Annotated in this window: 10 protein-coding genes; 1 reads left to right on the top strand and 9 read right to left on the bottom strand. The window is 73.5% G+C overall.

Features of this window, described 5'->3' with window-relative positions:
- The first annotated feature begins 1 nt into the window (after nt 1).
- Nucleotides 2-1,240 (top strand): cation:proton antiporter, encoded by a 1,239-nt coding sequence (locus KSNIM_RS21860; RefSeq protein WP_263104880.1) that lies wholly within the window; start codon nt 2-4, stop codon nt 1,238-1,240.
- Nucleotides 1,241-1,276: 36 nt separating this feature from the next.
- On the opposite strand, the gene KSNIM_RS21855 is transcribed toward KSNIM_RS21860, so the two are convergent.
- The 9 genes from KSNIM_RS21855 to nuoK form a co-directional block, all read right to left on the bottom strand.
- Nucleotides 1,277-2,092: a hypothetical protein gene (locus KSNIM_RS21855; RefSeq protein WP_263104879.1), complete on the bottom strand. Its 816-nt coding sequence runs from the start codon at nt 2,090-2,092 to the stop codon at nt 1,277-1,279.
- Nucleotides 2,093-2,168: 76 nt separating this feature from the next.
- Entirely contained in the window at nt 2,169-3,455 is a 1,287-nt protein-coding gene (locus tag KSNIM_RS21850; protein WP_263104878.1) for an RNA polymerase sigma factor, read from the bottom strand.
- 71 nt (nt 3,456-3,526) lie between these two features.
- Entirely contained in the window at nt 3,527-3,946 is a 420-nt protein-coding gene (locus KSNIM_RS21845) for a YciI family protein (RefSeq protein ID WP_263104877.1), read from the bottom strand.
- Nucleotides 3,947-4,095: 149 nt separating this feature from the next.
- Entirely contained in the window at nt 4,096-5,814 is a 1,719-nt protein-coding gene (gene ctaD / locus KSNIM_RS21840) for a cytochrome c oxidase subunit I (RefSeq protein ID WP_263104876.1), read from the bottom strand.
- Nucleotides 5,815-6,124: 310 nt separating this feature from the next.
- Entirely contained in the window at nt 6,125-6,982 is an 858-nt protein-coding gene (gene htpX, locus KSNIM_RS21835; protein ID WP_263104875.1) for a zinc metalloprotease HtpX, read from the bottom strand.
- Nucleotides 6,983-7,109: 127 nt separating this feature from the next.
- Nucleotides 7,110-8,627 (bottom strand): NADH-quinone oxidoreductase subunit N, encoded by a 1,518-nt coding sequence (locus tag KSNIM_RS21830; RefSeq protein WP_263104874.1) that lies wholly within the window; start codon nt 8,625-8,627, stop codon nt 7,110-7,112.
- A gap of 48 nt (nt 8,628-8,675) precedes the next feature.
- Nucleotides 8,676-10,229, bottom strand: a complete 1,554-nt coding sequence (locus KSNIM_RS21825) for a NuoM family protein (protein WP_263104873.1) — start codon at nt 10,227-10,229, stop codon at nt 8,676-8,678.
- A 70-nt stretch (nt 10,230-10,299) separates the two neighbouring features.
- Nucleotides 10,300-12,282 (bottom strand): NADH-quinone oxidoreductase subunit L, encoded by a 1,983-nt coding sequence (locus KSNIM_RS21820; RefSeq protein ID WP_263104872.1) that lies wholly within the window; start codon nt 12,280-12,282, stop codon nt 10,300-10,302.
- Entirely contained in the window at nt 12,279-12,638 is a 360-nt protein-coding gene (gene nuoK, locus KSNIM_RS21815; protein ID WP_263104871.1) for an NADH-quinone oxidoreductase subunit NuoK, read from the bottom strand. Before nuoK ends, KSNIM_RS21820 begins: the two co-directional genes overlap by 4 nt.

Here is a 12,638-nt window from a genome sequence, read left to right as displayed (position 1 = left end):
GGTGCACACCGCCACCGTCTTCATCGAACTCGGCACCGTCGTCCTCGTCCTCGGTCTGCTCGGCCGGCTCGCGAGCCGGTACGGGCAGTCCCCGATACCCCTGTACCTGCTCGGCGGCCTGGCCTTCGGCCACGGCGGGCTGCTGCCGCTCAGCTCCAGCGAGGAGTTCGTCGCGACCGGCGCCGAGATCGGCGTCGTCCTGCTGCTGCTCATGCTCGGCCTGGAGTACACCGCGGCCGACCTGGTGACCAACCTCAAGCAGCAGTACCCGGCCGGGGCCGTCGACTTCGCGTTCAACGCGCTGCCGGGCGCGGCGGCCGGCCTGCTGCTGGGCTGGGGTCCGGTGGCCGCCGTGGTGCTGGCCGGCGTCACCTGGATCTCCTCGTCCGGTGTGATCGCCAAGGTGCTCGGCGACCTCGGGCGGCTCGGCAACCGGGAGACCCCGGTGATCCTCAGCATCCTGGTGCTGGAGGACCTGTCGATGGCCCTCTACCTGCCGATCCTCACCGCGCTGCTGGCCGGTGCCGGACTCCTCGCCGGCAGCATCACCCTGGCCGTCGCGCTGGCCACCGCCGGCGCGGTGCTCTTCGTCGCCCTCCGCTACGGGCGGCTGATCTCGAGGTTCGTCTCGCACGACGACCCGGAGAAGCTGCTCCTGGTCGTCTTCGGCCTCACCCTGCTGGTGGCCGGTATCGCCCAGAAGCTGCAGGTGTCGGCCGCGGTCGGCGCGTTCCTGGTCGGCATCGCCCTCTCCGGCGAGGCCGCCGAGGGCGCGCACACGCTGCTCAGCCCGCTGCGGGACCTCTTCGCCGCGGTGTTCTTCGTCTTCTTCGGCCTGAGCACCGATCCGACCTCGATCCCGCCGGTGCTGCTGCCCGCACTGGCTCTCGCGGTCGTCACCGCCCTCACGAAGATCGCCACGGGGTACTGGGCGGCCCGCCGGGCCGGCATCGGTCCGCGGGGGCGCTGGCGGACGGGCGGTGCGCTGGTCGCCCGCGGCGAGTTCTCCATCGTCATCGCCGGGCTGGCGGTGACCGCCGGCATCGAGCCGGATCTCGGCCCGCTGGCCACCGCCTACGTGCTGATCCTGGTGATCGTCGGCCCGCTCGCGGCCCGCTGGACGGAGCCCGCGGCCGGACGCCTGGCCGCACTGCGTACCCGCCGGTGGGTGCCGTCGCGGCCGCGCGGCGCGGCGCGGCCGGCGCCGGACGAGGAAGCGGTGGAACCCGTGCAGTCCTGACGCACGGCCGGCCCCTCCTGCCGAGCGACGCCGCCGTCAGCCGAGGGCCTTCGGGGGCTCGGTCGGGTGGGGGATCGCGGGGGTGTCCGGGTCCTCGGCGAGCAGGGCGCGCAGGCGTTCGCGGAGTCGGCCGGAGGCGGCCCGCAGGCGTTCGGCGCGATCGGCGCGGGTCCCGGTCGGCTCCACGGGGACGACCGGGACCCCGTGGGCCTTCGCGGTGGCCACCAGGCTGTCCGCCGCCGCCGGCAGCGCGGCGAGCGCGGTGGCGGCGAACAGGCCGCCGCCGAGCTGCCGCGGCCGGCCGAGCAGGCCGCGGTGGACGATCTCGCAGGGCAGCAGCCGCTCCTCGCGACCGGCGGCCTCGGCCGCCTCCGCGGCCGCCAGCACCAGGGTCAGCAGGCCCTCGGCGGCGCGGGCCACGACCCACTTGCGGCCGGGCACCGGCGGCAGGAACTCCCTGATCCGGTCGACCTCCTTGTCGAGGACGACGTCGGGCAGCAGGTCGAGCGTGGAGTGCAGCCGGAGCTCCTGCACCTTCGTCCAGGGGACGTCCTCGCCGTCGAAGCCGACCTTCTCCGCGTCGAAGGCGACCTGGCCGAGGCCGTCCAGCTGGTGCAGCAGCCACACAGCCGGTCCGGGAACGCGCGGGTGACGGCCGATCAGGGCGGCGATCGACACCTCCCAGTCCTCGACGGCCGGCGCCTCGGGCGGCGGCAGGGTGGCGAGCGCCCGACGGACCCAGTCGCCCTCGCCGACCACGTTGCGGGCCCTGGCCCGGCCGGTCCGCGCGGCCGAGCCGAGCGCCGTACCGGCCCGGCGGCCGATCCCCTGCGCGCCGTCGCGCACCCCCATGTCCCGCTCCCCCTCGGCCGGATGACGTCCGGTCCAGTCTGCCCGAACGGCCTGCCGGCCGGGGCTGCCGACCGGGTCAGCCGGCCGCGGCCCGGGTGCTCTCCTCGGCGCGGGCGAGCAGCACGGCGCGCTCGCGGGCGTTGCGGGTGAGGCCGGCGGCGCGGGTGAACTCGGCGGCGGCCTCGCCGTGCCGGCCGAGCCGGGCCAGCAGGTCTCCGCGGACGCTCGGCAGCAGGTGGTAGCCGCGCAGGGCGGGTTCGTCGGCGAGCTCGTCGGCCAGGACGAGGCCGGTCTCCGGGCCGAAGGCCATGCCGAGGGCGACGGCCCGGTTGAGTTCCACCACCGGTGAGGGGCTGCGTGCGGCGAGCGCGGTGTAGAGGGCGGCGATCCGCACCCAGTCGGTCCGATCGGCGGTGCCGGCCCGGGCGTGGCAGGCGGCGATGGCGGCCTGCAGGGCGTACGGGCCGGGCGGGGTGCCCTGCTCGGCGGCGAGTGCCTCGGCGCGGCCGTGGGCCGCGAGGCCTCGGTGGATCAGCAGCCGGTCCCAGCGGCTGCGGTCCTGGTCGAGCAGCAGGACGGGTTCACCGTGCGGGCCGGTGCGGGCGGGGGTGCGGGAGGCCTGGATCTCCATCAGGGCGATCAGGCCGTGCACCTCGGGTTCGCGGGGCATCAGGCCGGTGAGCACCCGGCCGAGCCGCATCGCCTCCTCGCAGAGGGCGGGCCGCATCCAGTCGTCGCCGGCGGTGGCGGCGTAGCCCTCGTTGAAGACGAGGTAGACGACTTCGAGCACGGAGGCGAGCCGGGGTGCGAGCTCCTCGCCCTCCGGCACCTCGAAGGGGACCTCGGCCTTGGCGAGGGTGCGCTTGGCGCGGACGATCCGCTGCGCGACGGTGGGTTCGGCGGTGAGGAAGGCGCGCGCGATCTCCTCGGTGGACAGGCCGCCGAGCAGCCGCAGGGTGAGGGCGACCCTGGCCTCGGTGGAGAGCACCGGATGGCAGGCGGTGAAGACCAGCCGGAGCAGGTCGTCCTCGATCTCGTCGGCGAGGACGGCCTGCTCCGGCTGCGGGCCCTGCGGCGGGTCGGTCTCGAGCGCGTGGCCGATCAGGCGGAGCCTCTCGGCGAGCCCGGCCTCCCGGCGGATCCGGTCGACGGCGCGGCGCCGGGCGGTGACGGTGAGCCAGGCGCCCGGTTTGTCGGGCACCCCGGTCACGGGCCACTGCTCCAGGGCGGCGACCAGCGCGTCCTGGGCGGCCTCCTCGGCGAGGCCGACGTCATGGACCAGCCGGGCCAGCCCGGCGATGATCCGGGCCGATTCGATCCGCCAGACCGCCTCGATGGCGCGGTGGGTGTCGCGTGCCGTCACAGCTCCCCATCACAGCAGTCCGGGGCCGCCCGCGGCCAGCGCGGCGCGGCCCCGGACGGGCCGGGACGGGGTCAGCCGGTGATCGGCTTCTGGTGCTCGTCGCGCCAGGCCTGCTCCTTGGCTGCGTCCTCCGGGCTGAGGATCTCGGGCGGGAAGTCCGAGGCCTCGAAGACCTTCCGGAGCTCCAGCACGGCGCCGTCCTCGAACGGCGCGCGGCCCGCCCACTCCAGGGCCTCCTCGCGGGAGCTGACGTCGAGCACCCAGAAGCCGGCGATGAGCTCCTTGGTCTCGGCGAAGGGCCCGTCGGTGACGGTGGCCTTCCCGTCCTTGAAGGTGAGCCGGGCGCCGTTGGAGCTGGGGTGGAGGCCGTCGGCGGCGAGCATGATGCCGGCCTTGATCAGCTCCTCGTTGAACCGGTTCATCGCGTCCATGGCCTCCTTGGTCGGCATGACGCCGGCCTCGGAGTCCTCGTTGGCCTTGACGATCAGCATGAAGCGCATGGTGGTGCCTTCCTCGGTGTCGGGCCCGCTCGGTGCGGGGCCGGGCGCCGGTCGTTCCGGCTTCCGTCTGTGCGTCGATCGGCGCGGGCCCGGATCGACACGGCCGCGGAAATTTCCGCCACGACTTCTCCGCCGGGCCCTCAGTGGCGTTCGCGGCGCGGTTCGACGGCGTTCTGCAGGCGGTCCCACTCGGCGATATCGGGGTGGTGCAGGTCGAAGGCGGGGCTCTCCGAGCGGATCCGCGGCAGCGCGGCGAAGTTGTGCCGCGGCGGCGGGCAGGAGGTGGCCCACTCCAGCGAGCGGCCGTAGCCCCAGGGGTCGTCCTCGGTGACCTTCTCGCCGTACTTGGCGGTCTTCCACACGTTGTAGAGGAACGGCAGGACGGAGAGGCCGAGCAGGAAGGACCCGACGGTGGAGAGGCTGTTCAGCGCGGTGAAGCCGTCCCCGGCGAGGTAGTCGGCGTAGCGGCGGGGCATGCCTTCGGCGCCGAGCCAGTGCTGGACGAGGAAGGTGGTGTGGAAGCCGACGAAGAGCGTCCAGAAGCAGATCTTGCCGAGCCGTTCGTCGAGCATCTTGCCGGTCATCTTGGGCCACCAGAAGTGGAAGCCCGCGAACATCGCGAAGACGACCGTGCCGAAGACCACGTAGTGGAAGTGGGCGACGACGAAGTACGAGTCGGAGACCTGGAAGTCGACCGGTGGCGAGGCGAGGAGCACGCCGGTGAGGCCGCCGAACAGGAAGGTGACGAGGAAGCCGATGCTCCAGAGCATCGGCGTCTCGAAGCTGAGCGAGCCGCGCCACATGGTGCCGATCCAGTTGAAGAACTTCACCCCGGTGGGGACGGCGATCAGCAGGGTCATGAACGAGAAGAAGGGCAGCAGCACCTGCCCGGTGACGAACATGTGGTGGGCCCAGACGGTGACCGACAGGCCGGTGATCGCGATGGTGGCGGCGATCAGGCCGGTGTAGCCGAAGATCGGTTTGCGGCTGAAGACCGGGATGACCTCGGTGACGATGCCGAAGAACGGCAGCGCGATGATGTAGACCTCGGGGTGGCCGAAGAACCAGAACAGGTGCTGCCAGAGGATCGGGCCGCCGTTGGCCGGGTCGAAGACGTGCGCCCCGAACTTGCGGTCGGCCTCCAGGGCGAACAGCGTGGCGGCCAGCACCGGGAACGCGAAGAGCACCAGGATGCTGGTGAAGAGGACGTTCCAGACGAAGATCGGCATCCGGAAGACGGTCAGGCCGGGCGCCCGCAGGCAGGCGATGGTGGTGATGAAGTTGACCGAGCCGACGATGGTGCCGAAGCCGGACAGCGCCAGCCCCATGATCCACATGTCGCCGCCGATACCGGGCGAGTGGATCACGCTGGAGAGCGGCGTGTAGGCGAACCAGCCGAAGTCCGCGGCGCCGTCAGGGGTGAAGAAGCTACCGACGACGATGATCGAGCCGAGCAGGTAGAGCCAGTAGGCGAGCGCGTTGAGCCGGGGGAAGGCGACGTCCGGCGAGCCGATCTGCAGCGGCATGATCCAGTTGGCGAAGCCGGCGAACAGCGGGGTCGCGAACATCAGCAGCATGATCGTGCCGTGCATGGTGAACAGCTGGTTGTACTGCTCGTTCGACACGATCTGGGTGCCCGGTCGGGCCAGCTCGGCCCGCATCACCAGGGCCATCACGCCGCCGATCAGGAAGAAGGCGAACGAGGTGGTCATGTAGAGCGTGCCGATCTTCTTGTGATCGGTGGTGGTCAGCCAGCCCACCAGCGCTCGTCCGCGGCCGCCCCGGCGGGCCGAGCCGAAGCTGCGGCGGGGCTCGCGCGGTGGGGGCCGGTGCTCGGTGTCGGTCGGGAGAATCGTCACTGCACCACTCCTCCGCGCCAGGCCCACCGGCCGTTCAACGGGTAACCGGCCCATCAGTACCAGGCAGGTCCGCGGACGGGCGGAGGCGCGCCGGGGCTCGCGGCGGTGTCACCCGGCCTGCCGAACGGGGACGCTCCGGCGCACGGGGAAGTACCTCAGGGGCGCGTGGGGCACCTCCCGACCGAAAGCGGGGAGAGAGCTGCGCGATTCGGAGGCGGGCCGCCGTACGGATCATGGGTTGCCCCATGCCGCCGTGATGCCCGCACTCGGACGGCGCAGTTCCCCGCGCCCCTGGACATGCCCCGGTCCCTCAGCGGCCGGCCATGCGCTCCAGGCGGGCGATCCGCTCGCCCATCGGCGGGTGGGTGGAGAAGAGCTTGGCGCCGACCTCGCCCGGCCGGAACGGGTTGGCGATCATCATGTGGCTGGCCGTCTGCAGCTGCGGCTCGGGCGGCAGCGGCAGCCGCTGGGTGCCGGTCTCCAGCTTGCGCAGTGCGCTCGCCAGGGCGAGCGGGTCGCCGGTGATCCGGGCGCCGTCGGCGTCGGCCTGGTACTCGCGGGAGCGGCTGACGGCGAGCTGGATGAGCGAGGCGGCGATCGGGCCGAGGATCATGATCAGCAGCAGGCCGATCAGGCCGGGCCCTTCGTCGTCGTCGCTGCGGCCGATCGGGATCAGCCAGGCGAAGTTCACCAGGAACATCACCACCGAGGCGAGCGCGCCGGCGACCGAGGAGATCAGGATGTCCCGGTTGTAGACGTGGCTGAGCTCGTGTCCGATGACGCCGCGCAGCTCGCGTTCGTCGAGCAGCTGCAGGATGCCGTCGGTGCAGCAGACCGCGGCGTTGCGCGGGTTGCGGCCGGTCGCGAAGGCGTTCGGCGCCGGGGTCGGCGAGATGTACAGCCGGGGCATCGGCTGCCGGGCCGAGGTGGAGAGCTCGCGGACGATCCGGTACAGCCGGGGGGCCTCGATCTCGCTGACCGGCCGGGCCCGCATCGCCCGCAGCGCCAGCTTGTCGCTGTTCCAGTACGCGTAGGCGTTGGTGGCGATCGCGATCACCAGGGCGACCAGCAGGCCGGTGCGGCCGAAGAAGCTGCCGATCAGCAGGATCAGCGCCGACAGGCCGCCGAGTAGTACGGCCGTCCTCAACCCGTTGTGCTGGCGGTGCACGGCAGGCCCTCCGTGGTGGTGCGACGGGGAGCCCGGTGGCGGCGCCCTCGTGGGAATCAACGGAAGGATGCCGGTCGTTCGTTCCCCGCCGCACGCCGGGCGGGCCGCCCGGGTGCCCCCCGGGCGGTCAGAACAGACTGCCCCCGACCACCTGCAGGACCAGCTGCGGAGCGACCGAGAGCACCACCGCGCCGCCCGCGGTGAGCGCCAGCGCGGCCGCCAGCGGGCCGGGGGTGCGGACCGCGCGGACCTCGGCACCGGCGGGGGCCGGGGCGAACAGCCGGGCCGTCCACAGAAGGTAGTAGTAGAGGGCGATCACCACGTTGACCGCCATCACCACGGCCAGCCAGCCCAGCTTCGCGTCGACGGCGGCGCGGAAGACCACGACCTTGCCGAACAGGCCGATCACGCCGGGCGGCAGGCCCGCCAGGCAGAGCAGGAAGAAGGCCATCGCCAGGGCGCTCCAGCGGCCGCGGGCGAACAGCCCCCGGTGGTCGTCCAGCCGGGTGCCGGCCGTCCTGGCCACCACGGCGGCCACGCCGAACGCGCCCAGGTTCACCACGCCGTAGATCAGCGCGTACGCCACGGTCGCGCCCAGCGGCTGCGGCGAGCCCTGGTACCCGGCGGCGGCCAGCGGGACGAGCAGGTAGCCGGCCTGGCCCACCGAGGACCAGGCGAGCAGCCGCACCGCGCTGAACGGGGTGTCGCCGCGCTGCCGCAGCGCGGCCACGTTGCCGACCGTCATGGTGAGCGCGGCCAGCACCGCCAGCACCAGGCCCCAGGTGTGCCCGTACGGGTGGAAGGCGATCGTGGTGACCAGGGCGAGCCCGGCCAGACCGGCCGCCTTGCCGACCACCGAGAGGTAGCCGGCCACCGGGATCGGCGCGGCGGTGTAGGTGTCCGGCAGCCAGAAGTGGAACGGCACGGCCGCGACCTTGAAGGCGAAGCCGACCAGGGTGAGCACCGCGCCGGCCTCGGCCAGCGGCTTCAGCTGCCCGGGCACGTGGGCCAGGCCCTCCGCGATCGGCGCGAGGTGGATCGAGCCGGTCGCCGCGTAGACGAAGCCGACGCCGAGCAGCATCACCGCGGTCGCGGTGACCGAGGAGAGGAAGAACTTCAGGGCGCCCTCGGCGCCCCGGCCGTCCCGGCGCAGCGCGACCAGGGCGAAGGCCGGCAGCGAGGCCACCTCCAGGGCGATGATCAGCGTCGCCAGGTCGCGGGAGGCGGGCAGCAGGGCCGCGCCGGAGGCGCTGGAGAGCAGCAGGAACCAGTACTCGCCGCCGGGCAGCCGCTCCTCGTCCACGGTGTGCAGCGAGAGCAGCACGGCGATCAGCGCGCCGCCGAGCGCGAGCAGCTGGAAGGCCAGCGCGAAGTGGTCGGCGGTGTAGCTGCACGCCCCGCCGGCCGCCTTCAGGCAGAAGGTGGAGCGGGCGTCGCCGCGCACCAGCGGCAGCATCGACAGCAGGGCCAGCAGCAGGCCCACGGCCGAGGCCCAGCCCAGGACGCGCTTGCGGCCGGTCGGCAGGAAGAGGTCCGCGACCAGCACGGCGAGTGCGGCGAGCGCCGCGACCAGCGGTGGCGCGACGGCCACCCAGTCCACGGACTGGATGAGGCCGCCCGGGTCGGCGACGGCGAGTGGGTTCATGGCGGGCTGCCCCAGGAGAGGAGATCCGAGCGGGGTGCTGATCACGGCTCAGCCACCCCCGAGCAGGTGCTTGACGGCCGGGTCGGACAGGCTGAGCAGCAGGGCCGGCCAGAGGCCGGCGACCAGGGTGAGCGCGGCCAGCGGCGTCCAGCTGGCGGCCTCGTACGCCTTGATGTCGGGCAGCTCGGTGACGAGGGCGGGCTGCTTCGGGTCGCCCATGCAGACCCGGCGGACGACGACCAGCAGGTAGCCGGCGGTCAGCAGGGTGCCGACGCCGGCCAGCACCATGTAGGTGACGAACGCGGGCCGGGAGAGGCCGGCGGCCGGGTCGAAGGCGCCGAACATGGCGAGCAGCTCGCCCCAGAAGCCGGCCAGGCCGGGCAGGCCGAGGCTGGCGACGGCGGCGAAGGCGAGCAGCGCGCCGATCCGCGGGGCCCGGCCGTACAGGGCGGCGCCGGTGGCGCCGGCCAGGGTGTCCAGGTCGGAGGTGCCGTAGCGGTCCTTGACCGCACCGACGAGGAAGAACAGCAGGCCGGTAATCAGGCCGTGGGCGATGTTGCCGAAGAGCGCGCCGTTCACCCCGGCCGGGGTCAGCGAGGCGATGCCGAGCAGCACGAAGCCCATGTGGCCGACCGAGGAGTAGGCGATCAGGCGCTTGAGGTCGCCCTTGGCGCCCTGCCGGGCCAGCGCGAGGCAGGCCAGCGAGCCGTAGACGATGCCGACCGCGGCGAACGCGCCCAGGTAGGGGGCGAAGGTCGCGGCGCCCTCGGGGACGACCGGCAGCAGCACCCGGACGAGGCCGTAGGTGCCCATCTTCAGCAGCACGCCGGCGAGCAGCACCGAGCCGACGGTGGGTGCGGCGGTGTGCGCGTCCGGCAGCCAGCTGTGCAGCGGCCAGGCGGGCGCCTTCACGGCGAGGCCGAGCAGGATCGCGAGGGCCGCGACCACCTGGGTGGTGTGGCTCAGCCCGTCGCCGTGGGCGGCGGCCAGCCGGGTCATGTCGAACGTGCCGGCCTTGAATCCGATCAGCAGGAAGCCGAGCAGCATCACGGCCGAGCCGAGCAGCGTGTACAGGATGAACCGGTTGGCGGCCGGCACCTTGGCGCCGCTGCCCCAGCGGGCGATCAGGAAGTACATCGGGATCAGCACGACCTCGAACGCCACGAAGAACAGCACCAGGTCGAGCACCGCGAAGGTCGCCAGCATGCCGACCTCCAGCAGGAGCAGCAGGCCGGTGAAGGACTGCACGGAGGGCACTCCCTCGCCGGCGGGCAGCCGGCGGGTGGAGTACAGCGCACAGAGGAAGGTCAGCAGCGCGGTGAGGACGAGCAGCGGCAGCGAGATGCCGTCCACGCCGAGGTGCAGCCGGACGTCGATCGCCGGGATCCAGCGGACGTTCGTGACGGCCTGCATCACGGCGGGGCGGTCCTGGTCGAAGCCGATCGCCAGGGCGACGGCGAGCGCCAGGGTCGCGCCGGTGACGCCGGTGCCGAACCACAGGGCGCGGCGGTCGGCGGTGGCGCGGTCGGCACCGAACGGGACGAGGGTGGCGGCGGCGCCGGCCAGCGGCAGCAGCAGGAGGGCGATGAGGACTGCGTTCATCGGGGGCTCCAGGTTCGTGCTGCGGCGGGTCGGGGCGGGCGCGGGCTGCGGTTCGGGTGCGGGCTGCGGGTCATGTGCCGACCGCCACCAGGACGGCGAGCAGGACGGCCCCGGCGAGCAGCGCGCTGAGGTAGCTCTGGGCGTTGCCGGTCTGGGCCCGGCGGACGAGCCACCCGAGGGCGTTGGCGCCGTTGCCGGCACCGCGGACGTACGTCTCGACGACCTCGCGGTCGAGGAAGGTCACCAGCCGGGCGGCGGCCGCGGTCGGACGGACGAACAGCGCGCTGTACAGCCGGTCCACGCCGAAGCCGTGCTGGGCGAACCGGTGCACCGGGCCGAGCAGCAGCCGGCCGGGGTCGGCGGGCGCCGTCCCGGCGGTGGCGGCAGCCTGTCGGGCCCCGGCCGCCCGCCAGGCGGCGTAGGCGATCAGGATGCCGGCCAGCGCGAGGCCGGTGCCGGTGACGGTGGTCGCGAGGGTCGGGCGCAGCGAGCCGCCGTCGAGCAGCGAGGGCAGCCAGTTGTCGCGCAGCCCGAGCAGGCCGAAGGCCATGGTCGGGACGGCGAGCACCCAGAGCGGCCAGCGCATCGCGGGGGGCTCGGCGGTGGCCGGGTCGGCCTCGTCGATCTCGGGCGAGTACGGGGCGCCGGCCTCGGCGGCGGCCGCACCGGCGGCCGGTGCCGCCGCGGCGCGGCCGTGGAAGGCGACCAGCCACAGCCGGGTGGAGTAGGCGGCGGTGAGCAGTGCGGTCAGGCAGGCGGCGACCAGGACGATCCAGCCGGCCGCCTCGGGCACCGCCGAGGCGGGGCCGGCGCCGCGGGTGAGCGCCTCGCCGTGGGCGGCGTGCTCGGCTGCGGTGAGCACGGACTCCTTGGAGAAGAAGCCGGTGAACGGCGGCAGGCCCATCAGGGCGACCAGGCCGATGCCCATCGCCCAGTAGGCGTCCGGCACCCGCTTGCGCAGGTCGGGCATCCGGGACATCGCGGAGATCGAGTTGGTGTGCGCGGCGTGGATGACCACGCCGGCGGTGAGGAAGAGCAGGGCCTTGAAGACGCCGTGGCCGACCAGGTAGAAGACGGCCGAGTCGCGGTCGCCGGAGGCCAGGGCGCCGGCCATGTACCCGAGCTGGCCGACGGTCGAGTAGGCGAGCACCCGCTTGAGGTCGTCCTGGGCGAGGGCGCAGAGCGCGGAGCCGATCATGGTGACGGCGGCCATCACGGCGAGCACCACGAGGGCGGCGGAGGACAGCAGGAAGACCGGCATCAGCCGGGCGACCAGGTAGATGCCGGCCGCGACCATCGTCGCGGCGTGGATCAGCGCGGAGACCGGGGTGGGGCCGGCCATCGCGTCGGGGAGCCAGGTGTGCAGCGGGAACTGCGCGCTCTTGCCGGCGACGCCGCCGAGCAGCAGCAGGGCGATCAGCGTGGGGTGGCCGAGCCGTCCCTCGGTGGCGGCGGCCAGCACGTCGGTGATCCGGAAGCTGCCGGCGTCCGCGCCGAGCACGAAGATGCCGAACAGGAACGGCACGTCGCCGAGCTTGGTGACCAGGAAGGCCTTGAGCGAGGCGGAGCGGGCGTCCTCGGTCTCCCAGTGGTGGCCGATCAGGAAGTACGAGCAGATGCCCATGATCTCCCAGCCGACCAGCAGCACGATCAGGTCGCCGGAGTACACCACCAGGAACATCGCCGCGGTGAACAGCGAGACCAGCGCCGCGTACGAGGGGTAGCGGGGGTCGTCCTTCAGGTACGCGGTGGAGTAGATCTGCACCAGGGTGGCGACCAGGCCGACCAGCAGCGAGATCAGGACGGAGAAGCCGTCCAGGTGGAGCGCGAGCGAGATGTCGGGGCCGCCGGTCGGGGTGAGCCGGGTGGCGGCGTCCAGGCTCTGCCCGGTGCCGAGCTGCAGCGCGACGACCACGGCGAGCACCGCGGAGGCGGCGACCGGCAGGACGGCCAGCGGGCGGGCGAGGCCCGGGTACTTCTTGCCGGTGGCGAGGCCCGCGGCCGCGCCGAGCGCGGGCAGGGCGGGGACGAGGAGGGGCAGGGCGAGGTTCATGCGGCCCGGCCCTCCGGCTCGGTCGCGGCGGCCTCGGGGGCCGCCTCGGACGGGTCGCCGAGCAGGGTGAGCCGGTCGACGTCGGCGGTGCGGCGGGTGCGGAAGACCAGCAGCACGATGGCGAGGCCGAGGCCGATCTCGGCGGCGGCCACCGTGACGGTGAAGAGGGTGAGCGCCTGTCCGGCGTGCACGGCGTCGCGCAGCCAGGCGTCGAAGGCGACCAGGTTGAGGTTGACGGCGTTGAGCATCAGCTCGACGGACATCAGCACCAGGACGACGTTGCGCCGGGCGAGCACGCCGTAGACGCCGACGCAGAACAGCAGCGCGGCGAGGACGGCTGGGTAGACGAGATGCAT

Origin of the sequence: Kitasatospora sp. DSM 101779, assembly GCF_025655475.1 — a bacterium.
Classification (GTDB): Bacteria; Actinomycetota; Actinomycetes; order Streptomycetales; family Streptomycetaceae; genus Kitasatospora.
Note: the sequence above shows the minus strand (reverse complement) of the source record. Positions and strands in the feature narration are given on the sequence as shown.